Origin of the sequence: Pseudomonas sp. 13B_3.2_Bac1 (genome assembly GCF_025466205.1) — a bacterium.
GTDB lineage: Bacteria > Pseudomonadota > Gammaproteobacteria > Pseudomonadales > Pseudomonadaceae > Aquipseudomonas > Aquipseudomonas fluorescens_H.
The window spans coordinates 1-25,297 of the sequence record NZ_JANLOG010000105.1 but is presented as its reverse complement, the minus strand read 5'-3'; the positions used below and the strand labels follow the sequence as shown (position 1 = coordinate 25,297).

The following is a 25,297-nucleotide window of genomic DNA, read 5'->3' as shown; positions in this document are numbered from 1 at the left end:
AAAGCAAAAGCCGACCGCACGCTTTTCACCACTCAACAGGATGAGCGCAAGCTCGGCTGCAGCTCTTGATCTTGCCGTGCCGGCCCCATCGGCAGGCTGAGTGGAGGGGTTTATCCGGGGGTGGGAGCGCAGCGACCGTTTGGCGCAGCCAAACACATCGAGAGGAGGTGCAGCGAAGCAAACCGGAGGCGATGCCCCCGGATGAATCCCGCAACGAAGGAACCCGAGCCTAAGCGAGGGCCGTACGCCGGGGCCAAGCGTTTTGGTTACTTTTGGGCGTCTGCAAAAGTGACTCGCTGTAAGAGCGAAACCGTCAGCGGCAGCCCCCGAAGAAACGGATATTCACACAGAACCCAACAGCCTGGTCGGCCCAAAGGCCGCCAAGGTCAAACAACATCTACACCAACGTGAATCGCATCATGCCGCCAAAACTCCAGATCACAATCAATCAACCGCTCATGCTGATCATAATTGACCCGAGCAATCCTTAACCCCGGACTCCCGACAGAAACACGCAAAGCCGCCGCCGCATCCACCGACAACGACGTCGGCACAATCTCGAACCGCACCCGCCCATAGTGCAAATCGTAATGCCGCGCATACAACTCGGTCATCGACTGATTCAAATCAAACCCCAGAATCCCCGGAAAATACTGCGGGTTCAGATAATGCTCCACATACAACACCAGCCGCCCATCAATCCGCCGCGACCGACAAATCTGAATCACGCTCGACAAAGCAGGTAACTGCAACAACGCACACACCGCCACCGACGCCGGCTGCAAGCGCGCCGAAATCACCTCGGTCGACGGCACCCGCCCCTGCGCACTGACCATCGCGTGAAAGTGACTGCGCTGCATCAGGTTGTACGCCAGACGTGGCGGCGAAACGAACCAGCCACGGCGCTCCTCGCGATAAATCTGCCCCTGCGCCTCCAGCTGCAACAACGCCTCACGCACAGTAATGCGCGTGGTGCCGAACAACTCACTGAGCTTGCGCTCGGCCGGCAACTTGCTCCCGGGCGCGAGCAGGCCGTGATCAAGTTGCTCCTGCAACACCTGACCAATCGCTGTCACCGCTTTTGTTGCCTCATCGCGCATCAACGTTACCTATCTGGACTAGACCAGCACTGTTTCGGGGCAAAAACCGTACGGCTGCAAGCCGTTTCCATGTGTTGCAAGCCTAGGCAGTGCAGATTACCGAGAGATGACAAACCTGCCCGACGGTCGCCCTCATGACTTGCAATACATCGGCCAAGTCCCTTGTCTGCCGGGGCTTTGACCTTGGTCTACGCTTAGCGGGCAAGCGCCGAAACCGGGCAAATAAAAGGCCTGCCGGGCGACCGCCGACATCAAAGTGTCATCCAGCCCCCTTAAATTGGCTCAGGTATTGCTGACCTAGACCAACACAAACCGCAATCGCAGCGTTGAACACGACCAAGGAGCTTCGGAATGAAACAGCTTTTCCTGGCAACACTGTTAGGCTCGACCATTGCAATGTGCACCTCCGCCATGGCGGCGGGTACCGATTTGAAAACCCTCGAAGCCGCTGCGAAAGCGGAAGGCGCCGTCAACAGCGTCGGCATGCCCGATGACTGGGCCAACTGGAAAGGCACCTGGGAAGATCTGGCCAAAACCTATGGCCTGAAACACATCGACACCGACATGAGCTCGGCCCAGGAAATCGCCAAGTTCGCCGCCGAGAAAGACAATGCCACCGCCGACATCGGCGACGTCGGTGCCGCCTTCGGCCCGATCGCGGTCAAGCAGGGCGTGGTGCAACCGTACAAGCCAAGCACCTGGGATCAAGTCCCGGACTGGGCCAAGGACAAGGACGGCAACTGGGCACTGGCCTACACCGGCACCATCGCCTTCATCGTCAACAAGAAGCTGCTGCACGGCTCCGAAGTGCCAACCAAATGGGCTGACCTCAAGGGCGGCAAATACAAGGTATCCATCGGTGACGTGAGCACCGCCGCGCAAGCCGCCAACGGCGTACTGGCCGCTGCCCTGGCCAACGGTGGCGACGAGAAGAACATCCAGCCGGCCCTGCTGCTGTTTGCAGACATCGCCAAGCAAGGTCGCCTGTCGATGGCCAACCCGACCATCGCCACCATGGAAAAAGGCGAGATCGAAGTCGGCGTGGTCTGGGACTTCAACGGCCTGAGCTACAAGGCCAAGATGGCCAACCCGGATGACTACGTGGTGCTGATCCCGTCCGATGGCTCGGTGATTTCCGGCTACACCACCATCATCAACAAATACGCGAAAAATCCGAACGCCGCCAAGTTGACCCGCGAATACATCTTCAGCGACGCCGGCCAGACCAACCTGGCGCGCGGCAACGCCCGTCCGATTCGTGCCGATCACCTGCAATTGCCGGAAGACGTGAAAGCCAAGCTGCTGCCGAACGAGCAGTACAAAAAGGTCACGCCGATCAAGGACGCCGACGCCTGGGAAAAAACCTCCAAGGCCTTGCCGCAGAAGTGGAACGAAGAAGTCATCGTAGAGATGAAGTAATCCTGTAAATCCCCACTGCTGGATCCATTGGAGATCCAAATGTGGGAGCGGGCTTGCTCGCGAAGGCGGTGAGTCATTCAACGATGATGTTGACTGACCCGACGCCTTCGCGAGCAAGCCCGCTCCCACAGGGGGGTCGAGTTGATTTCGAGCTATTTGAATTTCGCGGAGTTTTTGCCCCTATGAAGCACAACGTCATCCTTGTCGTGCTCGACGGTCTCAACTACGAGGTCGCGCGTCACGCCATGGGGCATCTGCAGGCTTACGTTGGCGCAGGACGCGCTGCGCTCTATCAGTTGGAGTGCGAGTTGCCGGCCCTGTCCCGACCGCTTTACGAATGCATCCTCACCGGCGTGCCGCCGATCGACAGCGGCATCGTCCACAACAACGTTGCACGGCTGTCCAATCAGCGCAGCATCTATCACTACGCCCGCGACGCCGGTCTGAAAACCGCTGCGGCGGCCTATCACTGGGTCAGCGAGCTGTACAACCGCTCGCCGTTCGTGGCGGCCCGCGACCGGCATACCGACAATCTGTCGCTGCCGATCCAGCACGGGCACTTCTACTGGAGTGACCACTACCCGGATTCGCACCTGTTCGCCGACGCGGAAAACCTGCGCCTGCGTCATGCGCCGAATTTCCTGCTGATCCACCCGATGAACATCGACGACGCCGGCCACAAGCACGGCCTCGATTCCGCGCAATACCGCAACAGCGCGCGCTCGGCGGACATCATCCTCGCCGACTACCTGCAAGGCTGGCTCGACGCTGGTTATCAGGTGCTGGTGACCGCGGATCACGGCATGAACAACGATCGCTCGCACAACGGCTTGCTACCGGAAGAGCGCCAGGTGCCGCTGTTCGTCCTCGGTGACGCCTTCAGCCTCAATGCTGATGCCGCGCCGAAGCAGACCGACATCTGCGGCACGGTCTGCGCACTGCTCGGCGTGCCCCATGACAAACCTGTGTGCCGGGAGTTGCTCAAGTGAACGCCATGACTCGCGGCAAATGGCTCGCGGCCCTGTGTCTGGTGCCGTTCGCGCTGTTCTTTATCGTGTTCGAAATCGCCCCGCTGGTCTGGGTGATGATCAACAGCCTGCAATCGGAAGAGTTCGGCTGGGGCTTCGCCAACTTCAGCAAGATCTTCAGCTCGAAGTTCTATCTGCAGGCGATCCAGTACAGCCTCGAGATCAGTTTCTGGTCGAGCGTGTTCGGCATCATCATCGCCGTGCTCGGTGCGTATTCATTGCGCCGGGTCGACTCGAAACTGCGCAACTTCGTGAATGCCTTCGCCAACATGACCAGCAACTTCGCCGGTGTGCCGCTGGCTTTCGCGTTCATCATCCTGCTCGGTTTCAACGGCAGCATCACCATCATGCTCAAGCAGGCCGGGATCATTCAGGACTTCAACCTGTACTCGAAAACCGGTCTGATCATCCTCTACACCTACTTCCAGATTCCCCTCGGCGTGCTGCTGCTCTACCCGGCCTTCGACGCCTTGCGTGAAGACTGGCGCGAATCCGCCGCGTTGCTTGGCGCCAACGGCTGGCAATTCTGGCGGCATATCGGTCTGCCGGTGCTGACCCCGGCGCTGCTCGGTACTTTCGTGATCCTGCTGGCCAACGCCCTCGGCGCCTACGCCACGGTGTACGCCTTGACCACCGGCAACTTCAACGTACTGCCGATCCGCATCGCGGCGATGGTCTCCGGCGACATTTCCCTCGACCCGAATCTCGCCAGTGCCCTGGCCGTGGTGCTGGTGGCGTTGATGACTATCGTCACCGTCGTGCATCAACTGCTGCTGAAGAGGAGCTACCATGTCTCGCGCTGAATCCGGCCCGGCCGGCGTCTACCACCGCGTCGTGGTGTATCTGCTGTTCGCGATCCTGCTGCTGCCGCTGGTGGGTACGCTGATCTATTCGATTGCCAGCAGCTGGTCGGCGACCATCCTGCCCAGCGGCTTCACCTTCAAGTGGTACATCCAGCTGTGGAGCGATCCGCGCTTCCTGCATGCCTTCGGCCAGTCGCTACTGGTGTGCGTCGGTGCGCTGGTGCTGTCGGTGGTGCTGATCCTGCCCCTGCTGTTCGTGGTGCATTACCACTTCCCGAAACTCGATGCGCTGATGAACATCCTGATCCTGTTGCCCTTCGCGGTGCCACCAGTGGTGTCGTCGGTCGGGCTGTTGCAGCTCTATGGTTCCGGGCCGCTGGCGATGGTCGGTACGCCGTGGATCCTGATCGGTTGCTACTTCACCGTGGCGCTGCCGTTCATGTACCGGGCGATCACCAACAATCTGCAGGCGATCAACCTGCGCGATCTGATGGACGCCGCGCAGCTGCTCGGCGCCAGCACCTTTCAGGCGGCGTTCCTGGTGGTGCTGCCGAACCTGCGCAAAGGCCTGATGGTCGCGCTGCTGCTGTCGTTCTCGTTCCTGTTCGGTGAGTTCGTGTTCGCCAACATCCTCGTCGGCACACGCTACGAAACCCTGCAGGTGTATCTGAACAACATGCGCAACAGCAGCGGCCACTTCACCAGTGCGCTGGTGATCTCGTACTTCTTTTTCGTGCTGGTCCTGACCTGGATCGCCAACATCTTGAACAAGGACAAAAGCGAATGAGCTATGTCAGCGTCCAACACCTGCAGAAAAACTACGCCGGCACCACCGTGTTCAGCGACATCAACTGCGAGATCAACAAGGGCGAATTCGTCACCTTGCTCGGCCCCTCCGGTTGCGGCAAGTCCACGCTGCTGCGCTGCATTGCCGGGCTGACGCCGGTGGATGGCGGCAAGATCCTGCTCGATGGCGTCGATATTGTGCCGCTGAGTCCGCAAAAGCGCGGGATCGGCATGGTGTTCCAGAGCTACGCGCTGTTCCCCAACATGACCGTCGAACAGAACGTCGCCTTCGGCCTGCGCATGCAAAAGGTCAATGCCGACGACAGCCACAAACGTGTCGCCGAGGTGTTGAAACTGGTCGAGCTCAACGACTTCGCCAGTCGTTATCCGCATCAGCTTTCCGGCGGTCAGTGCCAGCGCGTTGCCCTCGCCCGCTCGCTGGTCACTCGCCCACGCCTGTTGCTGCTGGATGAACCGCTGTCGGCGCTGGATGCACGAATTCGCAAACACTTGCGCGAGCAGATCCGGCAGATCCAGCGCGAACTCGGCCTGACGACGATTTTCGTCACCCACGATCAGGAAGAAGCGCTGACCATGTCCGACCGGATTTTCCTGATGAACCAAGGGAAGATCGTGCAGAGCGGCGATGCCGAAACCCTCTACACCGCACCAGTGGACATATTCGCCGCAGGCTTCATCGGCAACTACAACTTGCTTGACGCCGACAGCGCCTCGAAGCTGTTGCAACGGCCGATCAACCACCGTATCGCAATTCGCCCGGAAGCCATCGAGCTGAGCCTCAATGGCGAGCTCGATGCGCAGATCCGCAGCCACAGCCTGCTCGGCAACGTGATCCGCTACCGCGTCGAAGCGCGCGGCGTGGAACTGGTGGTGGACGTGCTCAACCGCTCGGCGGCGGATCTGCATCCCGACGGTCAGCGTCTGGCGCTTTCCATCGATCCGACGGCCCTGTGTGAGGTAGCCTGATGACTTTGCTGACGTTGAAGAGAGAACTGCACTGATGGCCCTGGCAATATTTGATCTGGACGAAACCCTGATCCACGGCGACTGCGCCACCCTCTGGAGCGAACAGATGGGGCGCCTGGGCTGGGTCGATCGCGAGTCGTTCATGCGCAAGAACAACGAGCTGATGGACGCCTACAGCCATGGCAAATTGCGCATGGAAGAATTCATGGCGTTCAGCCTCGAACCGCTGATCGGCCGCACCCCGGAAGAAGTCGACCACCTGGTCGGCCCGTGGGTCGAAGATTTCATCGAACCGATCATCTTCAGCGACGCGACCAAAACCATCGCCGCCCACCGCAAGGCCGGCGACCGGATTCTGGTGATCTCGGCCTCGGGTACACACCTGGTCAAACCGATCGCTGATCGTTTGGGCATCGACGAGATTCTGGGCATCGAACTTGAAGTCGCGCACGGCGTTTACAGCGGCCAGACCGTCGGCACGCTGACCTACCGCGAAGGCAAGATCACCCGCCTGCTGGAATGGCTGGATGCCGAGGAAGAAAATCTGGAAGGCGCGAGTTTCTACTCCGACTCACGCAACGATTTGCCGTTGCTGCTGAAGGTGGATTTCCCGCATGTGGTAAATCCGGATCCGGTGCTGCTGGAGCATGCCGAAAAAGCAGGCTGGCCGATCCATCTCTGGAAGTAAACATAGGTCCAACTGTGGGAGCGGGCTTGCTCGCGAAGGCGGAGTGTCAGTCGATAAATTCGTGTCTGATTCACCGCTTTCGCGAGCAAGCCCGCTCCCACACAGGTTTTCCAGAGTCCTCAGCTCAGGCTATCGTCAATCACCAACACCACCTTCCCCGAAACCGTATTGCTCGCCAGCTCGGCAAACGCCGCTTCGGCATCCTTTACCGGGAAGGTTTTCGCCAGTTGCGGACGCAACCGCCCTTCGGCAAACAACGGCCACACATGCTGGCTCAGGTCACTCAACAGGTCGGCCTTGAACTGATCATCGCGACTGCGCAACGTCGAACCCAGCAACTGCACGCGCTTGGCCAGCACCTGTGCCAGATCCAGCTTCGCTTCTCGTCCGCCCATCAAACCGATCAGCACCCAGCGCCCGTCCAGCGCCGTCAACTTGAGGTTCAGCGCCGCATAATTGCCGCCGACCGGATCAAGAATCACGTCAAACGGCCCGAGGTCGCGCAGGCTCTCCAGATCATCGGTGCGCACCACCCCGCCCTGGGCCCCCAGCGCCTCGCAGTAGGCCAATCGCTCGGTAGACCCGACGCTGACCCAGCATGGATTGCCGAACGCCTTGCACAGCTGAATGGCGGCTGAACCAATTCCACTTGCACCGGCATGCAGGAGAACCTTTTCACCGGGTTTCAGCGCCGCCAGTTGAAAAACATTCAGCCAGACCGTTGCATAAACCTCGGGTAATGCTGCGGCCTCGATCAACGAAACGCCCTCGGGCACCGGCAGCACGTGCCGTCCGTCGACGACCACCTCTTCCGCCATTCCGCCCCCGGCCAGCAAGGCGCAGACCCGGTCGCCGACTTGCCAGGACGAGCCGGCGCCGACCTCGCTGATCACCCCGGAGCACTCCAGACCGAGCACCTGACTGGCGCCAGGCGGCGGTGGATAAAGCCCGGCTTTCTGTAATAAATCGGCGCGATTGAGGCCGGCAGCCGCCACGCGGATGCGCACTTGTCCTACATCACATGCCGGACTCGGCTCTTCAACCCATGCCACTTGCCCTTCAACGCCTTGCAATGCCTTCACAGTGCCTCCATAGTGAGTCTGGACTGAGCCCGAAGCTGTAGCGCCGGGCTTTTTGCATTATGCGACCGGCTCTCGTAGAACCGGCGACTTCAAAGACGGCCTAATATGCGTTATCAATTGTCCCCGCGTCGAATCAGCATGAAGCATTTGCTCCCCAGCACCGCCCTCGCTCTTTTCATCGGTATCGGTTTGTTGCCGATGTCGGGCAACACATTCGCAGCCAACAGCTGGGACAACTTGCAGCCTGATCGCGACGAAGTCATCGCCAGCCTCAATGTCGTCGAGTTGCTCAAGCGTCACCACTACAGCAAGCCGCCGCTCGACGATGCGCGCTCGGTGATCATCTACGACAGCTACATCAAGCTGCTGGACCCGTCGCGCAGCTACTTCCTGGCCAGCGACATCGCCGAATTCGACAAGTGGAAGACCCAGTTCGACGACTTCCTCAAAAGCGGCGACCTCAACGCCGGGTTCACCATCTACAAACGCTATCTGGACCGCGTCAAGGCGCGTCTGGACTTCGCCATTGCGGAGCTGAACAAGGGCGTCGACAAGATGGACTTCACCACCAAGGAAACCTTGCTGATCGATCGCAAGGACGCCCCTTGGCTCAAATCCACCGCTGAACTCGACGACCTGTGGCGCAAACGCGTCAAGGACGAAGTGCTGCGGCAGAAGATCGCCGGCAAGGATTCCAAGCAGATTCAGGACACCCTGACCAAGCGCTACAAGAACCAATTGGCGCGCCTCGATCAGACACGCGCGGAAGACATCTTCCAGGCGTACATCAACACCTTCGCCATGTCCTACGACCCGCACACCAACTATCTGTCGCCGGATAGCGCGGAGAACTTCGACATCAACATGAGCCTGTCCCTCGAGGGCATCGGCGCCGTGTTGCAGAGCGACAACGATCAGGTGAAAGTCGTGCGTCTGGTGCCGGCAGGCCCGGCCGACAAGACCAAGCAGGTTGCACCGGCGGACAAGATCATCGGCGTTGCCCAGGGCAACAAAGAGATGGTCGACGTGGTGGGCTGGCGCCTGGACGAAGTGGTCAAGCTGATCCGCGGCCCGAAAGGCACCGTGGTGCGTCTGGAAGTGATTCCGGCCAGCAATGCGCCGAACGACCAGACCAGCAAGATCGTGCCGATCACTCGCGAATCGGTGAAGCTTGAAGATCAGGCGGTGAAGAAATCGATCCTCAGCCTGAAACAGGATGGCAAGGACTACAAGCTCGGCATCATCGAGATCCCGGCCTTCTACCTCGACTTCAAGGCGTTCCGTGCCGGTGATCCGGACTACAAGAGCACCACCCGTGACGTCAAGAAGCTGCTGACCGAACTGCAGAAAGAGAAAGTCGACGGCGTGGTCATCGACCTGCGCAACAACGGCGGCGGTTCCCTGCAGGAAGCTACCGAGCTGACCAGCCTGTTCATCGACAAGGGCCCGACCGTACTCGTGCGTAATGCCGATGGCCGCGTCGATGTGCTTGAAGATGAAAACCCGGGCGCGTTTTACAAAGGCCCGATGGCACTGTTGGTCAATCGCCTGTCCGCCTCGGCTTCGGAAATCTTTGCCGGCGCCATGCAGGACTACCATCGTGCACTGATCATCGGTGGCCAGACCTTCGGCAAAGGCACCGTGCAGACCATTCAGCCGCTGAACCACGGCGAACTGAAACTGACCCTGGCCAAGTTCTACCGGGTTTCCGGGCAAAGCACCCAGCATCAGGGCGTGCTGCCAGACATCGATTATCCGTCGATCATCGACACCAAGGAAATCGGCGAAAGCGCCCTGCCGGAAGCCATGCCGTGGGACACCATCAAGGCAGCGATCAAGCCTGCGGTCGATCCGTTCAAGCCGTACCTGGCGCAGCTCAAGTCCGAGCATGAGGCACGCAGCGCCAAAGACGCCGAGTTCGTGTTCATCCGTGACAAGCTGGCCCTGGCGCAGAAGCTGATGGAAGAGAAAACCGTCAGCCTCAACGAAGCCGAGCGTCGTGCCCAGCACGCGGACATCGATGCCAAGCAACTGGCGCTGGAAAACATCCGTCGCAAAGCCAAAGGCGAAGAACCGCTGAAAGAGCTGAAGAAGGAAGACGACGACGCCCTCGCGGCAGCCGAGCCGGACAAGGTCAAACCAGAGGACGACGCCTACCTGGCCGAAACCGGGCGCGTGCTGCTGGATTATCTGAAACTGAGTAATCAGGTGGCCAAAAAGTAAGATGATGGCAATTTAGTGTTGACGCTCCTCGGAGCGTCATCAAACAGTCATCATTCTGTCGTGAAATAAAGGACTGGGAGCGTCTCTTCAAGCAAGAGCGCTCCCGGTCCTTTTTTTATCGCCAGAGATAGCCATGACCACGACCGAACAGCTGAGTGCCTTGAGCTCGATCCTGACTCAAAGCGGTTTGCACAGTCTGTTCCAGCCGATCATTTGTCTTTCCGAACGTCGTATTCTCGGTTACGAAGCCCTCACCCGTGGCCCGTCCAACAGCCCTTTGCACTCGCCTATCGCGTTGTTCGCCGTGGCCCGTCAGGCCGGTCGTTTGAGCGAACTGGAAATTGCCTGCCGCCAGTCTGCCTGCCGTCGTTTCAACGAGCAGCAATTGCCGGGCAAGTTGTTCCTCAACGTTTCACCGGAATCTCTGCTTGAAGCCGCGCACCAACCGGGGCGGACCCTGCAACTGCTGCAGGACTTCGGCATTCCACCGAGCCAGGTGGTGATCGAACTCACCGAACAGACGCCAATCGACGATTTCCAGTTGCTGCAAACCGCGCTGCATCACTATCGGGCGATGGGCTTTTCGATTGCACTGGATGACTTGGGTGCCGGCTATTCGAGCTTGCGTCTATGGTCGGAGCTGCGCCCGGATTACGTGAAGATCGACCGCCACTTCATCGACGGCATCCATCAGGACGCATTGAAACGCGAGTTCGTCGGCTCGATCCTGCAAATCGCCAAGGCGTCACGGGCACAGGTGATTGCCGAGGGGATCGAGTTGCCAGAGGAACTGGCGGTGCTGACCGAGATGGGCGTCGATCTGGTACAGGGTTACCTGCTCGGTCGCCCACAGGAGCATCCACCCCGCGATGCCCGGGCCCTGATGCCCAAACACGACAGCAGCGCCGTGGCGCTGAACGACGAGGGCAGCGACCTCAGCGCCCTGCTCAACGACCAACCGGCGGTGCATCGCGACACACCGACTGCCACCGTATTGGAAGCCTTCCGCCGCCAGGCCAATCTGAACTCACTGGCGGTGCTCGATGAACAAGGCCAGCCGTGCGGCATCGTCCATCGCCATTCGCTGTCCGACGCCTTGCTCAAGCCATTTGCCACCGACCTGTTCGCCCGCAAGCCAATCAGCCGCCTGATGAACGACGACTTCCTCGCCGTGGAGATGAGCCAGTCGCTGCAACAGGTCAGCCGCCTGATCACCAGCCGCGCCCGGCAACGCATCGAAGAAGATTTCATCATCACCCTCAACGGCGGATATCTCGGCCTCGGTCGGGTGATCGACGTGCTCAAGCTGATCACCGAACTGAAAATCCAACAGGCCCGCTACGCCAATCCACTGACCCTGCTGCCCGGCAACGTGCCGATCCAGCAATGCCTGACCCGCCTGCTGCAACAAGGCCGCGAATCGATCATCTGCTACGTCGACATCGACAGCTTCAAACCCTTCAACGACATCTACGGCTACGGCCGTGGCGACGAAGTCCTGCTGTGCCTGGCGCAATGCCTCAACGAACGCGTCGACCCATCCCGCGACTTCGTCGGCCACATCGGCGGTGACGACTTCCTGCTGGTGCTCGGCCCGGAAGACTGGCGCAAACGCCTCAACCAGTTGCTCGACGACTTCCAAAGCCAATGCCGCCGCTTCTATCGCCCGGAACATCTTGAGGCCGGCTGCTTCATCGCGCCGAACCGGCAGGGGATTCGGCAGGAGTTTCCGTTGCTCTCGTTATCGATCGGCGTCGTCCACTTGCACCCCACGGCTTGCGCAGAACTGGATGCGAGTCAACTGGCGGAGATGGCTTCGCAGGCGAAGCATCATGCGAAGAATGTTCCGGGGTATAGCGTGCATGTGATTGATAGCCTCACTGCCGCCGACCTTCAACTGCCGCAACTGATTGGCCAACGCTGATTCCACAGACAATACAGATCCCTGTGGGAGCGGGCTTGCTCGCGAAGGGGGCATTTGAATTAGCCCAACTGTTTCGGCCTTAACCCATATCTGAATCATCGGCGTGATACTTCAATAAACAACTCAACAAAACCTGCATAAACTGACGCTGGTCCTCTACGTCGTCATCAAAATAAGTAGTTATTCTTGTAAATACCTCATCAAAGCTATCACCGGCTTCCAAATAGTACTTCAGTGTGTCGATACACCACTCTCGTTCCTCAACGCTATAAAAAATAAACTCAGGCTTCATAAGAATATCAAATAGCTCAGCAAGCTCTTTCTTGTCATTGACATTCTTCGAGACGATGATTTTTTCACGAGCGTCATCATGAGTATTTTCTATATCAAATAGAAAAAGCAGACCACGCAAAACAAAATATTCAGGCTTACGTTTCAATTCACAAACTCCGTATAAGAGGTTATCGGCTCAGCTGCTCTATTGAGAACTACTACAGCATGTGTTTGCTGTCCATAAACGACTCCTCCCCTTTTGTACCCCTCGCCAACAACCTTACCCATATTCATAGGTTCTTTAGACGCGATTTGACCGTTCCGTCTGAAAATAAGCTGTGCACGATGTATTGCGTTAAGTTGATCTCGATAACTAAAAAAGTGAGTAGCCGCACTGGGTATTTTTGGCTGCCCTGCTCGCCTCCCATTGGTATAAACCTCGATAATTCCAGTTGTTGGATTTCTTCCCGTCAGTGAGCGTTCCTGCTGAGAAGCTAGTGTGGTCTGTTTGCCATGTTTCTCTAAGAAGTGTGCGTCTTGTGTGGCTCTCTCCATTTCATCCAGACGCCGATGAGCATTTTCTTCTGCCACCTCATCAAGCCTCGCCCGCCGCTCCTGCGCTGTCATCTTCGGCAGTGGAGGCGCTCCTTCTTCGACGACTGCACGACCCGCCTCGTACCGCATCGGACGGCGCGGTGTCGGCGGAGGACAGGTGCAGCTCAACCCCAACGGATCCACCCACCCCGTCGGATTCGGCACGTACCGGTACTGATTCAACCCACCCGCCAACTTGATGGGATCCGGCGTCAGATACCGCCCCAACCGCGGGTCGTAATACCGATGCCGGTTGTAATGCAGTCCACTTTCCGCGTCGAAATACTGCCCCTGAAAACGCAGCGGCTGGTCGAGATAGTCCTCGCCGGCGAGGGTGATCGCCGCGACTTTGCCGTAGGCGTCGTACTGCGCGGACCAGACGATTTCGCCGCTGTAGTCGGTGAGTTCCTGCGGGGTGCCGAGGTGGTCGAGTTGGTAGTAGAACGGGCAGGCGCGTTTCGGGCCTTTGCCGTCGAGCAACGCCAGCGGGCGGAAGGTGCCGGGTTCGTAGACGTAGCTGCGGTGGTGCGTCGGGCTGCTTTCGGCAACGAGGTGGTCGCCTTGCCAGAAGAACTCGGTGCTGACGCCGTCGACGGTCTTGCGGATGCGTCGGCCGAAGGCGTCGTATTGATAGGTCGCGGTTTGGCCGTCGGGGCGGGTCAGGCTGATCAGGCGGTGTTGGCAGTCGTAGCGGTACTCGGTGACGAGTTGCTGGTCGCGGCCACGACGCTCGCGGATCAGGTTGCCGAAAGCATCGTAGTCGTAGTGCCGGTCGCCTTGCATCAGCAGGCGGTTGCCCTTGATCCGGGTGGGACCGGGGCGGTCCTGCATCAGCAGGTTGCCGGCCGGGTCGTGGGCGAAGGACTCGGGCAGTTCGTCACGCGAGTGACGTACGCGGATCAAGCGGTCGAGGGCGTCGTAGGCGTAGGTGCGCTGGCCGTGACGGCTGTCGGCAATGTGCTCGAGGTTGCCGTTGGCGCTGTAGGCATAATCGCGGCGGTATAGCGACGCGTGCTGATGGCCTACAGCGTGGGCGAGTAAACGGCCCTGATCGTCGTAGGCATAATCGCTGAGCAGCAGGCCTTGCTGGCGTTGTTGCTCACGACCGCATTCAAACTGATGGCTGGTCAGCCGCGTGCCATTGAGATCGATGGCGGTCAGCGCACCGCCCTTGGCGTAGTGATAATCGAGCTTGCTGTTGTCCGGCAGACGCTGGCGCTTGAGCTGGCCGCAGGCGTCATATGCATACCGCAAAGTGCCCCAGCCCTGATGCTCGGTGATCAGCCGGTCTTGCAGATCGTATGCGAAGGCCAGTGGATGTCTCTGGCCGTCATCGACACCGGTCAACCGCCCCAGGCGATCGTAGCGGTAAGCCACCTGAACCCCGTCGGGCAGGGTTTTCAGCAGCAGACGCCCGGCCGCATCACGCTGGTAAGCGGTGACCAGCGTTGAGCCGTCATCGCCGAACTCGGTCTTCTCCAGCAGGTGCCCATTACGATCGTAGGCGTAGGCGGTGCTCCGCCCGTCGAAGCCGGTTTCCTGTCGGATCAATCCGCTCGGCGTGTAGTCCAGTCGATACTTTTCCCCGGACTCGTTCTCGATTTCCGTGAGCAGCAGTTGCGCATGGTCGTAGCGGTATTGCACCCGCGTGCCGTCGGGATTGATCTTGCGCGAGACCAGGTGCAGGTCATCGTCATACTCGTAGCGGGTGATGCGCCCAAGTTCGTCGCGCTCGGCGGTAACCTGGCCATAAGCGCCGTAGCTGTAGGCGCGGGTGGCACCTGTAGGAAAGGTCGTCTGAACCAGTCGGCCAGCCGCATCCCACTGCTGACGGGTAATCGCGCCGTGTTCGTCGCTAGAGGTCGTCCGCCGTCCCAGCGCATCGTAGGAAAAACGCCGCACACCGGCATCGGGCAGGGTTTCTTCGATCAGTTGGCCGAGGTCGTTCCAGACAAAAATGTGCCGACTGGTGTCCGGATAGCGGATCGACAGCAACTGCCCGCGAACGTTGTAGTGGTAATGGGTGACCTGGCCGTCGGGATCGACCGCTTCGGTGACATCCCCTTCAGCGTTGCGCCGGAATGTCCACACCGCCTCACCGCGAGAACGGCTGTGCAGGAAACCGTTGCGGTACTCGTAGGACGTTGGCTCGTCTTCCGGCGGAAGCAGCGCGATCAGCCGTCCGACGTCGTCGTAACGGTATTCGGTGATCGCACCGAGCGCGTCCTGCTCGGCGATCAGCCGGCCCTGATCGTCATAGGCCTTGAGGTGCTCACCGCCATCGGCCTCGACCTTGCGCACCAGCCGTGCGCTGTCATCGTGGACGTAAACCTCTTCGGTGCCATCGACGTAATGCACCGCGACACGGCCGTCGTCGTCCCAGACATACCGCGTGTCCATCTGCGAGAACGACGCCCAGTGCCGTACGCAGCGCGCCGCTTTGCCGGCACGCTCCCACTCCCAGAAGAAACTCGCGCCGCCGGTCAGTTGCCGCTGCAGGATGACGTGCTGATCGTCGTAGTCGTAACGCTCGCTGTCACCGACGGCGTTGGTCGCGGCCAACAAACGCTGACGGGCGTCGTAGCAATAACTGACCAACGTTTGCTCGGTGCGCCAGCCATCGCCCCCAAGCACCTGGTAATCCACCGCCACCAGATGCGCATGGTCGTAGCGCAAAAACAGCGAGCGACCTGCGCCGTTATCCAGGCGCTGCACACGGTCGGAATAATCGCGATTCACGGTCAGACGATTGCCATACGCATCACTGACCGCCGTCAGCCGCCCAGCCCGAAAGTGATAAAACCGCGCCGTATCCCCCGCCAGCGCGAGGATCAGTTCCTCCGGCTCATTCCCGAGAAAAATCGCCGCCCGCGACAGGCTGTTGTGAATCTGCGGCCGTTCAACGCTGGGCAACGGAAACCGCGTGCGGCGGTTCTCGTGATCGACCCAGACCACCACATCGCCATCAAACTCCAGCCGATGCGCCAGCGAATGACTCCAGCCAAACCCCAGCCCGACATCGATCTCCACCGCGCTGGTGCGGTACAACCGGGTGAACTCGAACGGCAGCAAACCATCGAGCGTGCCATCGCTCAGGGTCAGCAGTTCTTCGCCGGTGACCATCGACACCGGACAGCCGTTGGTGCAGGTCAGCGGCGCGCAATCGGCGCTGTCGCCGTTGGGGTTTTTCGCTTGATCGGGAGCGTTATCGTGGTGCTCGTTTTTCTTCAGGGCGGCATTGCGCTTCGCATCCCAGCGCAATTGCATGCGCCCCTTTTTCACGCCGGCGGCAATACCCCGCGCGGCAACGGTTTTGTACTGGTCGACGTAATGGATGAACGTGTTGACGATGCCAAAAATCGCCTTGACCAGGCGCTTTACAACCGACAGCAACTGGGCCGCGCGATCCGCCAGGCGCAGGGTCAGATAAGCGATCCCTGCGCCAGCCCCGACGAATGTCAACACAACGCCGATCAGCACATCGATCAGCACCTGCACGATCATCATCGACGCCGTTTCAGCGGTTTTGCCGGCGATCTGGCTGGGCGGCAGCATCTCGAGCCAGAGGCTCGCCGCACGCAACAGCAAACACAGCGCCGCTTCATCACTGACCAGCAACTGCAGTTTCTGCATGACATCCGGAGCTGACTCTGCGAGCCGGATCAGATCAGCCGCGCCGCTTCCCAGCCGCTCGGCAAATGCGCCTGGATCCTTGAGAATGTCCGACAGCATCCCGATGCTGTCCCACACCCCCTCGATCGCCGCCCAACTCCCGGCGAGCATGCCGTTGCTCGCGGCTGTCGCCACCGACTGTGACCACTGCGGCTTGAACCCCTGCCACTCGCTGCGCAGCCAGCCATCCAGCTCACCGGTCAAGCCGTCGTAGGACTTGAACAGCGCCTTGATCTGCTCCGGGGTAACCTCGCTGTGCACCTGCACGCGATAGAACTTGCCTGGCGTACCGGTGAAGGTGCCCCGGCCTTGCGCATCCAGTGCCACGGGCGAGGTTTTTCCATCATCCACCGCCACCACATCCACCACGATGTCGCCCAGCGGAATGTCGTACACCGACTCGAACTTGCTCTCGATCGCCAGCACTCCGCTCTTCGGGCACTGCACGACGCTGGAGGAAAACTCACTGTCGCCAGTGCTGACGGCAGTGACGCGATCGCCGAAGCGAATGATCCGCTCCATGCCCATCAGCGACGGCAGGTCGGCCGCGTGGCTGACCTGGTCGGCCGCGCGACTCAACCAATGCTCAAGTTGTTGGCGATAGAGGTCGAGGGTGTCGGGGAAGCTGTCGAGTTCCTGCTCGATGCGGCTGACGGCGTCCATCAGCGCACACGACGATGCGGGGTGGAATGAAAAACCGGGTCAAACATGAGCGTTCCCTCGCGCAGAAATTAGGCGCGGGGACTTTGCGGGGGATCAGCCAGGAAAGAAGTCAGGCGAGTAGGCGTTTGCTGTAGGACTAATCTGTAAAAAACCAGTTACTACAAAACGTATAGCTATAAACGTAAACGTGGCGTGAGGTTTCCCTCACGCCACGTTTATCGGGCCGACACAAATGGATTTACTGGGTTTAATCGCGAGCGCTCAATTCTTTGAGTTTGAGTTCGGCCAACGGGTGGCCGGCCTTGGCGGCCAAAGTCCACCAGCGCGCAGCCTCTGCTGGATCCGGCCCCTTGCTCGGGGTGCCTGCAAGACTGATCACACCGACCTGATAGGCCGCTTTGCCATCGCCGGCGAGTGCCGCCAGACGCAATAGCCGCACACCCTCTTCGCGGGCACCCAGGCCAACCCCGCGAAACGTCAGAATGTGCCCATAAAAGCTTTGCGCGCCAACATCGCCAAGATTGGCCATGCGCGCAAACTGCCCTTCGAGCCAGCGCCAGCCTCTGGGCTGGCGGACGAACCACGACCAGTGAAACAGCCTACGGGCCAACCAGTAACTGGCCGACGCCTTGAGTCGTAAGAACACTCAGGCCTCCGCCGATTCCGGGTACTCGTATTCGAAAACCCTGACCACTTCCGACGCATGCCAGGAAGCAGCCGCGACGCCATCGGAGGGCCCGGAAAAGCGCCCCAGACGCTCGACACATTCAAAAAAACCGGTACGTGGCAAACGGCTGGCACCCTGGCTGATCACCAGCGAGCTGCGCAATGGCTGCTCGGCCTTGGCGTCCAGTGCGGCCAGATGCTCAAGTGCCGCGGTCAGCGTCTGCATCGCCGGCGTCGGCAGTTGCAAACGTTCGAGCAAGGCTCGATAGGTCAACAGATGGCGCTGCCTGCGCGCCTGATCCAGCTCCCCGAGCAATCCGTCCCAATGTTGACGACTGATGCGTACGCTCACGATTCATCCCTCCAACCCGGCACCGTCAATTCCCAGGCCAGGCTGCGACGAATCGCGGCGTCAGGTTGACGCTCGCCGCTTTCGATCATGGCCAGATAAGACGGGCTGATGCCTACCGTGCGGGCCAGCGCCTCGATGGCGATGCCCTTCCCTTCGCGCAAACTGCGTAGTTGATCCAGACCTGGAAGAATCGGGTCCGGCGTTGCAGCCGTCGGCGCTGGCGCCTGCTGCTGCGGTGTTTCGTTGATGCCTGCTGCTTTCAGTAGAGCCTGATACTGAACCCATGGCAGAACCGCATATTCGGGTTCGCCATCGCGTGCAATTATCTGAATATCCATGACTACCCCGTAGGACAACAACACTTAGCGAGTCGGCACTTTTCCCTAGAAGTGTAATCCTAACAGCGGCCAAGGTCGCGGGGGGTATCTATCTGTATCCGGGCGAAGTGAATCAGGGCTTTTTCGGGCCCTGCAGCTGAAGTTGCTCGGGGGTATCTGGCAGGCGCTCGACCACCGCGAGCTTTTCCGGCTGCTGCCGGCTGCGCCAGAGCCGGAAAGCATTGAGCTCGTCGTCGAGGGTTTTCATCACCCAAGCCAGAACCGCGATGTCATCGAGCATGCCGAACACCGGGATGAAATCCGGGATCGCATCCACCGGACTGAGGAAGTACATCAGCCCCGCTACCACCGAAACCATGGCTTTCGGGCTGATGGCCCGATACTCGCCACGCCAGTAAGCCAGGCACAGTGCCTGGAGCAGACGCAGATCATCCTTGAGTTTGCCAAGACGATTGCCTTGCGCGGCACCTTTGCTCGCCACCGCGAACAACAGAGTCGGCAGACGCCCACGCGCCAGCAATCGACCGGCGAGGGGCAGAAATCGGGCGAAATTCCACGGCGCTTTCATCTATTTCTCCCGTTGAAATGTTATCCACACAAATTGTGGATAACCTTGTGAACAGAGCTGCATTTCAGCGCTGAAAGCCCCGTTTTATAAGGGCCGCGCTCAGATCGGGCGTTTTTTACTCACATAAAAAACCCCAATATTTCATTGACTTGGCAGCTCAGGGCGTCTAGCGCTGGCGGCCTCAATCTCTAGGACTGCTGCGAGCCGCATCCGTTCGCTCTGTTTACCGCCAGCTTCGTCCAGATGCAACAACGCCCCGCATAAGCGAGGCGTTGTTGGCGAAGCCGTTAACGATGCCTGTTACTTGGCAGCAGCGGCGTCTTCTTTGGCTGGATCCTTGATGGCCAGCAGTTCCAGGTCAAAGACCAGGACCGAGTTGGCCGGGATCGCCGGGCTTGGCGATTGCGCGCCGTAAGCCAGATCGCTAGGGATGTACAGCTTGTACTTCTCACCAACGTGCATCAGTTGCAGACCTTCAACCCAACCCGGGATCACGCCGCTGACCGGCAGATCGATCGGGCTGCCACGTTCAACGGAGCTGTCGAACACGGTGCCGTTGGTCAGCTTGCCGGTGTAGTGAACGGTCACTACGTCGGTAGGCTTAGGCTGTGGGCCGTCGGCTTTCTTGATCACTTCGTACTGCAGACCGGATGCAGTAGTGGTCACGCCGGCCTTCTTGCCGTTTTCTTCGAGGAATTTCTTGCCGGCAGCTGCCGACTCTTCGCTCATCTTGGCCATACGCTCTTCAGCACGCTTCTGCAGCGCGGCAAAGGCTTCGACCAGTTCTTCGTCTTTCAGCTTCTGTTCTTTCTTGCCGACGGCATCTTCGATGCCCTGGGCTACCGCTTTGGAGTCCAGATCATCCATGCCTTCCTGAGCAAGGCTCTTGCCCATGTTCAGGCCGATACCGTAGGAAGCTTTTTGCGCCGGGGTTTTCAGCTCTACGCTGGTCTGCGAATCACAACCCGCGAGGACCAGGCTAACCAGGGCTACCGCCGCCGCCAACCGATGCTGTTTCATGCTATTTCCTTGTTCATGCGCCGAAAGGGCAATCGAGTAAAGCCGCGAGCTTATCAGGCCGCCACGACCAATGGCTACCGGCATGAGAGCAGGAAACGTCCGATAAGTTCAGGGATTAAAACGCATTCGGGAAAAGGGACGATGAAGCTTCTGTCATCTTGGCCCGACAGAGACTGAAGAGACTTCCTACCACAGTTGGCGTAATGGCCACTTGCCGCACCCGCAACAGCTGAGGCATAACAGCGCAACAACTCGACAAGGATGTTTATCTTGCGCCTCTTCTACCGTGTGCTGACCCTGATCATCGTGCTGCTGGGCCTGGGCCTGGCCGTGGTTTTGTACTACGTCGCCAACCCGAAATTACCGTTCTACTCCCCCGCCCAAAAGGTGCATTACCTGAACCAGTGGAGTGAAGAACAACGCCAGACCTACTACTTCACCCCGCAGGGCACACAGGTCAAAGGCCTGCGTTATGAATGGTTCGAGGCGCTGGAATTACCCTTCTCACAGCAGCGTTTCGCGTCCCCGGAATACCTCGCACGCTTCGGCTTTCTGGTTGATCCGCAACAGAAAGCCACACCGAACAACCCTGGCAATCTACCGGTCGGTTTCGCCCGCCATCGAAATCCCGGCGGTAACGAGCAATATCTCGATATCACCTGCGCCGCTTGCCACACCGGCGAATTACGCTTCAAGGACCAGGCCGTGCGAATTGACGGCGGTTCGGCGCAGCATGTCTTGCCTTCCAGCGTTCCGACATTGCGCGGCGGCAGTTTCGGACAGGCATTGGTCGCCAGTCTGACCTCGACTTACTACAACCCATGGAAGTTCGAGCGTTTCGCCCGCAATGTGCTGGGCAATGACTATGAGGCGCGCCACGAGCAACTGCGCAAGGACTTCAAGGCGTCTCTGAACACGTTCCTGAAAGTCGCCTGGAACGACACTCACCGCGGCCTCTACCCCACCGAAGAGGGCCCGGGACGCACCGATGCGTTCGGCCGCATCGCCAACGCCACCTTCGGCGACGCGATCTCCCCCACCAACTACCGGGTGGCCAACGCCCCGGTGGACTACCCGCAACTGTGGGACATGTGGACGTTCGACTGGGTGCAATGGAACGGCTCGGCACAGCAACCGATGGCGCGCAATATCGGGGAGGCACTGGGTGTCGGCGCCACGTTGAATTTCTTCGACAGCAATGGCCAGCCGCTACAGGGCGATGCCCGTTACGCCTCCAGTGTCCGCGTGCGTGACCTGCACAAAATCGAAGAAACCCTGCAACACCTGCAACCACCCGCCTGGCCGGAAGATGTCTTGGGTGCGGTGGACAAGCCACTGGCCGCCAGGGGCCGCGCGCTGTTTGCCGAGAACTGCGCCGGTTGCCACGTGCCACGCAAGACTCAGGAGGGCGAACGCTGGGTGCAGCATTTGCACATGCTGCCGGTGGCGGTGATCGGCACCGATCCGAATGCAGCGACCAACATTGCCAACCACCGTTTCGACCTGACGCCGCTGCAATGGGATCTGAAGGAGCTTGAGCAGATGGATGTGAAGCTGCATCCAACGCCCAAAGAGCCATTGGACCTGAGACAGCTATCGGTGGCCAAGGGCCTGGCTTACGTCACCGCATTCGTCGAAAACCGCGCTTATCGCGAGGCCGGTGTCACCCCTCAGGAAAAGCCACAACTCGATGGCTTCGGTCTGCCGATCGGCGTGCGCGAAAAAGTCGCTTACAAGGCCAGACCGTTGGCCGGGGTTTGGGCCACCGCGCCATTTCTGCACAACGGTTCGGTACCGAGTCTTTATCAACTGCTGTCGCCCCAGGATGAACGCGCCACCACCTTCTATAAAGGCACTCTCGAGTACGACCCACGCCACTTGGGATATCGCACCGAGGCCTTTACCAACGGCTTTCTGTTCGACACCCGGATTAGCGGCAACCACAACAGCGGTCATGAGTTCCGCGCCGGCGAGCGTGGCAATGGCGTCATCGGTCGACTGCTGCAACCGCAGGAACGCTGGGCATTGCTGGAGTACCTGAAAGTCCTGGGCGGACCGTTGGAGGCTCAATTGCCATGATGATCAATTCGTACAAAAGACCGTCCATGCTCGCCCGCCTCTGGTTGTGGCTGGGACGCCTGCTCGGCAAAACCCTGCTGGCATTGCTGATTATCGGCCTGCTGGGCTGGGCCATCGCGAGCGCATGGTTCGCCTGGCAACACCGCGGCCCGGTGTCGGCGCAAGAACAGATTCCCGCCGGTGAAGCGGCGATGACCCAGGACGTGATCCAGACGGCGGTGCGCATCGTCGATCAACACCGCGAAGGCACTCGCTACCTGCGCGACGCGCATGCCAAGGCCCACGGTTGCGTGAAGGCCGAAGTGACGGTGCTGCAGGAACTGGCGCCAGCGTTGCGCCAAGGCGTATTCAGCGAGCCGGGTAAAACCTGGCAGGCGATGATTCGCCTGTCCAATGGCAACGCCTATCCACAGTTCGACAGCATCCGCGACGCCCGGGGCATGGCGATCAAACTGCTCGATGTTCCCGGGAAACAGCTGCTAGGCGACCGTCAGGAGCGCCACGAACAAGACTTTGTGATGTTCAGCCATGCGAATTTCTTTGTCAGCGATGTCGCCGAGTATCGTCAGAATGTAGCGGCTCAGGCTGATGGCAAAAAGATCATGGCATTTTTCCCCGGCTGGGATCCACGCACCTGGCAGATCCGCCACTTGTTCATCGCGCTGGCAACACTGTCGCCGCCACCGGACAGCCCGACAGGGACGACTTACTTTTCGGTATCCCCCTACAAATTCGGTGAGGCCAATGCGAAGTTTCGGGTAGCACCGGATCCTGATAATTGCCCGGCGTATGCCCTGCCCCCGCAAAACCATGACCTGCCGAACTTCCTGCGCAGTGCCCTGAATCAGCAATTGTCGACGGATCGGGTGCCGGCGTGTTTCGTACTGCAGATTCAGCGCCAGGATGCGAACAGGTACATGCCGATCGAGGACACCAGCATCGAATGGCGCGAGCAGGATTCACCGTTTGAAAGCGTGGCGCGGATTACCCTGCCTGCGCAGGACTTCGACACTCCGGCACTGAATCTAGAATGCGACAAACTGTCGTTCAACCCATGGTTTGGTATTGAGGCGCATCGGCCGATTGGCGGGATCAACCGCTTGCGCAAAGCGGTGTATGAGGCAGTGAGTGACTATCGGCATAGCCGCAATGCCGAACAGTAAAACGTACCTGTGGTGAGGGGATTTATCCCCTTACCACAGCGGCAATGCAGAAATTATCAAATCGCAGACAGCAAAAAGCCCGCACTAGGCGGGCTTTCTGTGGTGACCTGGCGTTCAGTGGGTCCAGGTGACCGAATATGGCGCAGCGGACGGGACTCGAACCCGCGACCCCCGGCGTGACAGGCCGGTATTCTAACCGACTGAACTACCGCTGCGCGAAACGCTTGAAACGAATGGTGGGTGATGACGGGATCGAACCGCCGACATTCTGCTTGTAAGGCAGACGCTCTCCCAGCTGAGCTAATCACCCTTCGCTTCGTTACGGGGCGCATTATGCCACAAGTTTTCGTAAAGTGTTGATTTAATTGAAGTTTTTTTTCAAAAAAATCCGAAAACCGGTGAAACGACACAACCCGATGGAACAAGGTACAAACGTGAGACAGAAAAAAACCCGCTTTAGCGGGTTTTTCCGTGGTGACCTGGCGTTCAGTGGTCCAGGTTACCGAATATGGCGCAGCGGACGGGACTCGAACCCGCGACCCCCGGCGTGACAGGCCGGTATTCTAACCGACTGAACTACCGCTGCGCTAAACACTTGAAACGAATGGTGGGTGATGACGGGATCGAACCGCCGACATTCTGCTTGTAAGGCAGACGCTCTCCCAGCTGAGCTAATCACCCTTCGCTTCGGTGTGGCGCGCATTCTACGGAGCGACCCAACCTCTGGCAAGCACTTTTTTAATTAATTTTCTCAGGCCTTCCAAAGGCTTAGAGAAGGGTTGGCCTATGACCCGGCGAAGACAATAATGCCCCCCTTTGTATAAAGGAGAGACTCACCCCATGTGGTTCAAAAACCTGCTTATCTATCGCCTGACCCAAGACCTGCCTGTCGATGCCGAGGCGCTGGAAACTGCACTGGCCACCAAACTGGCGCGTCCATGTGCAAGCCAGGAGTTGACCACCTACGGTTTCGTCGCGCCATTCGGCAAAGGCGAAGATGCTCCACTGGTACACGTCAGCGGTGACTTCCTGCTGATCGCTGCGCGTAAAGAAGAACGCATTCTGCCGGGCAGCGTCGTGCGCGACGCGGTCAAGGAAAAGGTCGAAGAGATCGAAGCCGAGCAGATGCGCAAGGTCTATAAGAAGGAACGCGATCAGATCAAGGATGAAATCATCCAGGCGTTCCTGCCGCGCGCCTTTATCCGTCGCTCGTCGACCTTCGCCGCCATCGCGCCGAAACAGGGCCTGATCCTGGTCAACTCGGCCAGCCCGAAACGCGCCGAAGACCTGCTCTCCACCATGCGTGAAGTGCTCGGCACCCTGCCCGTCCGTCCGCTGACCGTGAAAACCGCGCCGACCGCCGTGATGACCGAGTGGGTCACCACCCAGCAAGCGGCCCCGGACTTCTTCGTTCTGGACGAGTGCGAGCTGCGCGACACCCACGAAGACGGCGGCATCGTGCGTTGCAAGCGTCAGGACCTGACCAGCGAAGAAATCCAGCTGCACCTGAGCACCGGTAAAGTCGTGACTCAGTTGTCGCTGGCCTGGCAGGACAAGTTGTCGTTCATGCTCGATGACAAGATGACCGTCAAACGCCTGAAGTTCGAAGACCTGCTGCAAGATCAGGCGGAACAGGACGGTGGCGACGAGGCCCTGGGCCAACTGGACGCCAGCTTCACCCTGATGATGCTGACCTTCGGCGACTTCCTGCCGGCGCTGGTGGAAGCGTTGGGCGGTGAAGAGACGCCTCAGGGGATCTAAAACCCTTGTGAAATCCTAATGTGGGAGCGGGGGGGGGGGGGGGGGGGGGGGGGGGGGGGGGGGGGGGGGGGGGGGGGGGGGGGGGGGGGGGGGGGGGGGGGGGGGGGC

General features: G+C 59.6%; 20 protein-coding genes and 4 tRNA genes. 11 read left to right on the top strand and 13 right to left on the bottom strand.

Translation table 11 applies throughout. The features are described 5' to 3' along the window. Positions 1-386: 386 nt before the first annotated feature. The gene (locus tag NTD85_RS16525; RefSeq protein WP_025113378.1) at positions 387-1,100 is read right to left on the bottom strand and encodes a UTRA domain-containing protein; all 714 of its coding nucleotides are present in this window, start codon (positions 1,098-1,100) and stop codon (positions 387-389) included. Positions 1,101-1,451: 351 nt separating this feature from the next. On the opposite strand from NTD85_RS16525, the gene NTD85_RS16520 reads away from it, so the two are divergent. The 6 genes from NTD85_RS16520 (at position 1,452) to NTD85_RS16495 (ending at position 6,811) form a co-directional block, all read left to right on the top strand. Beyond that, on the top strand, positions 1,452-2,519 hold the full coding sequence (locus NTD85_RS16520) for an ABC transporter substrate-binding protein (RefSeq protein ID WP_003223128.1): 1,068 nt from the start codon (positions 1,452-1,454) through the stop codon (positions 2,517-2,519). A gap of 182 nt (positions 2,520-2,701) precedes the next feature. Next, positions 2,702-3,508, top strand: a complete 807-nt coding sequence (locus tag NTD85_RS16515) for an alkaline phosphatase family protein (RefSeq protein ID WP_003223127.1) — start codon at positions 2,702-2,704, stop codon at positions 3,506-3,508. Positions 3,509-3,513: 5 nt separating this feature from the next. Then, the gene (locus NTD85_RS16510; RefSeq protein ID WP_163005303.1) at positions 3,514-4,350 is read left to right on the top strand and encodes an ABC transporter permease; all 837 of its coding nucleotides are present in this window, start codon (positions 3,514-3,516) and stop codon (positions 4,348-4,350) included. Then, complete coding sequence (locus NTD85_RS16505) at positions 4,337-5,137, top strand: ABC transporter permease (RefSeq protein WP_003223125.1); 801 nt, start codon at positions 4,337-4,339, stop codon at positions 5,135-5,137. Before NTD85_RS16510 ends, NTD85_RS16505 begins: the two co-directional genes overlap by 14 nt. Then, entirely contained in the window at positions 5,134-6,123 is a 990-nt protein-coding gene (locus NTD85_RS16500; protein WP_003223124.1) for an ABC transporter ATP-binding protein, read from the top strand. Before NTD85_RS16505 ends, NTD85_RS16500 begins: the two co-directional genes overlap by 4 nt. Before the next feature lie 34 nt (positions 6,124-6,157). Next, positions 6,158-6,811: an HAD family hydrolase gene (locus tag NTD85_RS16495; protein WP_103483778.1), complete on the top strand. Its 654-nt coding sequence runs from the start codon at positions 6,158-6,160 to the stop codon at positions 6,809-6,811. A 119-nt stretch (positions 6,812-6,930) separates the two neighbouring features. On the opposite strand, the gene NTD85_RS16490 is transcribed toward NTD85_RS16495, so the two are convergent. Next, positions 6,931-7,893 (bottom strand): zinc-binding dehydrogenase, encoded by a 963-nt coding sequence (locus NTD85_RS16490; protein ID WP_262142695.1) that lies wholly within the window; start codon positions 7,891-7,893, stop codon positions 6,931-6,933. Between the two features lie 138 nt (positions 7,894-8,031). Between NTD85_RS16490 and NTD85_RS16485 the strand changes: the two genes are divergently transcribed. Both NTD85_RS16485 and NTD85_RS16480 read left to right on the top strand, forming a co-directional pair. Further along, the gene (locus tag NTD85_RS16485; RefSeq protein WP_262142694.1) at positions 8,032-10,116 is read left to right on the top strand and encodes a carboxy terminal-processing peptidase; all 2,085 of its coding nucleotides are present in this window, start codon (positions 8,032-8,034) and stop codon (positions 10,114-10,116) included. A gap of 133 nt (positions 10,117-10,249) precedes the next feature. Further along, positions 10,250-12,040 carry a bifunctional diguanylate cyclase/phosphodiesterase gene (locus NTD85_RS16480; RefSeq protein ID WP_262142693.1) on the top strand — a complete coding sequence of 597 codons (1,791 nt, stop codon included), beginning with the start codon at positions 10,250-10,252 and terminating at the stop codon, positions 12,038-12,040. Between the two features lie 79 nt (positions 12,041-12,119). On the opposite strand, the gene NTD85_RS16475 is transcribed toward NTD85_RS16480, so the two are convergent. The 7 genes from NTD85_RS16475 to NTD85_RS16445 all read right to left on the bottom strand — a co-directional run bounded on the left by NTD85_RS16475 (position 12,120) and on the right by NTD85_RS16445 (position 20,186). Further along, the gene (locus NTD85_RS16475) at positions 12,120-12,479 is read right to left on the bottom strand and encodes a hypothetical protein (protein WP_201138341.1); all 360 of its coding nucleotides are present in this window, start codon (positions 12,477-12,479) and stop codon (positions 12,120-12,122) included. Further along, positions 12,476-17,242 carry an RHS repeat protein gene (locus NTD85_RS16470; protein WP_262142692.1) on the bottom strand — a complete coding sequence of 1,589 codons (4,767 nt, stop codon included), beginning with the start codon at positions 17,240-17,242 and terminating at the stop codon, positions 12,476-12,478. Before NTD85_RS16470 ends, NTD85_RS16475 begins: the two co-directional genes overlap by 4 nt. A gap of 247 nt (positions 17,243-17,489) precedes the next feature. Then, on the bottom strand, positions 17,490-17,888 hold the full coding sequence (locus NTD85_RS16465) for a sel1 repeat family protein (protein WP_003223111.1): 399 nt from the start codon (positions 17,886-17,888) through the stop codon (positions 17,490-17,492). Beyond that, positions 17,889-18,260 (bottom strand): hypothetical protein, encoded by a 372-nt coding sequence (locus tag NTD85_RS16460; RefSeq protein WP_003223109.1) that lies wholly within the window; start codon positions 18,258-18,260, stop codon positions 17,889-17,891. Next, the gene (locus NTD85_RS16455) at positions 18,257-18,598 is read right to left on the bottom strand and encodes a helix-turn-helix domain-containing protein (RefSeq protein ID WP_262142691.1); all 342 of its coding nucleotides are present in this window, start codon (positions 18,596-18,598) and stop codon (positions 18,257-18,259) included. The genes NTD85_RS16460 and NTD85_RS16455 overlap by 4 nt, the downstream gene beginning before the upstream one ends. Positions 18,599-18,710: 112 nt before the next feature. Continuing rightward, a complete protein-coding gene (locus tag NTD85_RS16450) occupies positions 18,711-19,166 on the bottom strand; it encodes a YkvA family protein (RefSeq protein ID WP_003223105.1) in 456 nt (151 codons plus the stop codon). A gap of 300 nt (positions 19,167-19,466) precedes the next feature. Next, positions 19,467-20,186, bottom strand: coding sequence for an FKBP-type peptidyl-prolyl cis-trans isomerase (locus NTD85_RS16445; protein ID WP_003223103.1), 720 nt, complete (start codon positions 20,184-20,186; stop codon positions 19,467-19,469). Positions 20,187-20,456: 270 nt separating this feature from the next. On the opposite strand from NTD85_RS16445, the gene NTD85_RS16440 reads away from it, so the two are divergent. Both NTD85_RS16440 and NTD85_RS16435 read left to right on the top strand, forming a co-directional pair. After that, positions 20,457-22,265 (top strand): cytochrome c, encoded by a 1,809-nt coding sequence (locus NTD85_RS16440; RefSeq protein ID WP_262142690.1) that lies wholly within the window; start codon positions 20,457-20,459, stop codon positions 22,263-22,265. 26 nt (positions 22,266-22,291) lie between these two features. Then, the gene (locus NTD85_RS16435) at positions 22,292-23,428 is read left to right on the top strand and encodes a catalase family protein (RefSeq protein ID WP_262142689.1); all 1,137 of its coding nucleotides are present in this window, start codon (positions 22,292-22,294) and stop codon (positions 23,426-23,428) included. Between the two features lie 138 nt (positions 23,429-23,566). On the opposite strand, the gene NTD85_RS16430 is transcribed toward NTD85_RS16435, so the two are convergent. The 4 genes from NTD85_RS16430 to NTD85_RS16415 form a co-directional block, all read right to left on the bottom strand. After that, positions 23,567-23,643: transfer RNA gene (locus NTD85_RS16430), tRNA-Asp, on the bottom strand. A gap of 19 nt (positions 23,644-23,662) precedes the next feature. Continuing rightward, positions 23,663-23,738 (bottom strand) — tRNA-Val (locus NTD85_RS16425). A gap of 199 nt (positions 23,739-23,937) precedes the next feature. Next, positions 23,938-24,014 (bottom strand) — tRNA-Asp (locus tag NTD85_RS16420). A gap of 19 nt (positions 24,015-24,033) precedes the next feature. Beyond that, positions 24,034-24,109, bottom strand: a tRNA-Val gene (locus tag NTD85_RS16415). A gap of 159 nt (positions 24,110-24,268) precedes the next feature. Between NTD85_RS16415 and rdgC the strand changes: the two genes are divergently transcribed. Next, the gene (gene rdgC, locus NTD85_RS16410) at positions 24,269-25,189 is read left to right on the top strand and encodes a recombination-associated protein RdgC (protein WP_003223096.1); all 921 of its coding nucleotides are present in this window, start codon (positions 24,269-24,271) and stop codon (positions 25,187-25,189) included. The last annotated feature ends 108 nt before the right edge of the window (positions 25,190-25,297 follow it).

Bases quoted from the DNA above. Each gene is read 5' to 3' on its own strand.
- NTD85_RS16525 (WP_025113378.1), bottom strand. From the start codon at position 1,100: ATGCGCGATGAGGCAACAAAAGCGGTGACAGCGATTGGTCAGGTGTTG.
- NTD85_RS16520 (WP_003223128.1), top strand. From the start codon at position 1,452: ATGAAACAGCTTTTCCTGGCAACACTGTTAGGCTCGACCATTGCAATG.
- NTD85_RS16515 (WP_003223127.1), top strand. From the start codon at position 2,702: ATGAAGCACAACGTCATCCTTGTCGTGCTCGACGGTCTCAACTACGAG.
- NTD85_RS16510 (WP_163005303.1), top strand. From the start codon at position 3,514: ATGACTCGCGGCAAATGGCTCGCGGCCCTGTGTCTGGTGCCGTTCGCG.
- NTD85_RS16505 (WP_003223125.1), top strand. From the start codon at position 4,337: ATGTCTCGCGCTGAATCCGGCCCGGCCGGCGTCTACCACCGCGTCGTG.
- NTD85_RS16500 (WP_003223124.1), top strand. From the start codon at position 5,134: ATGAGCTATGTCAGCGTCCAACACCTGCAGAAAAACTACGCCGGCACC.
- NTD85_RS16495 (WP_103483778.1), top strand. From the start codon at position 6,158: ATGGCCCTGGCAATATTTGATCTGGACGAAACCCTGATCCACGGCGAC.
- NTD85_RS16485 (WP_262142694.1), top strand. From the start codon at position 8,032: ATGAAGCATTTGCTCCCCAGCACCGCCCTCGCTCTTTTCATCGGTATC.
- NTD85_RS16480 (WP_262142693.1), top strand. From the start codon at position 10,250: ATGACCACGACCGAACAGCTGAGTGCCTTGAGCTCGATCCTGACTCAA.
- NTD85_RS16470 (WP_262142692.1), bottom strand. From the start codon at position 17,242: ATGGACGCCGTCAGCCGCATCGAGCAGGAACTCGACAGCTTCCCCGAC.
- NTD85_RS16455 (WP_262142691.1), bottom strand. From the start codon at position 18,598: ATGGATATTCAGATAATTGCACGCGATGGCGAACCCGAATATGCGGTT.
- NTD85_RS16450 (WP_003223105.1), bottom strand. From the start codon at position 19,166: ATGAAAGCGCCGTGGAATTTCGCCCGATTTCTGCCCCTCGCCGGTCGA.
- NTD85_RS16445 (WP_003223103.1), bottom strand. From the start codon at position 20,186: ATGAAACAGCATCGGTTGGCGGCGGCGGTAGCCCTGGTTAGCCTGGTC.
- NTD85_RS16435 (WP_262142689.1), top strand. From the start codon at position 22,292: ATGCTCGCCCGCCTCTGGTTGTGGCTGGGACGCCTGCTCGGCAAAACC.
- rdgC (WP_003223096.1), top strand. From the start codon at position 24,269: ATGTGGTTCAAAAACCTGCTTATCTATCGCCTGACCCAAGACCTGCCT.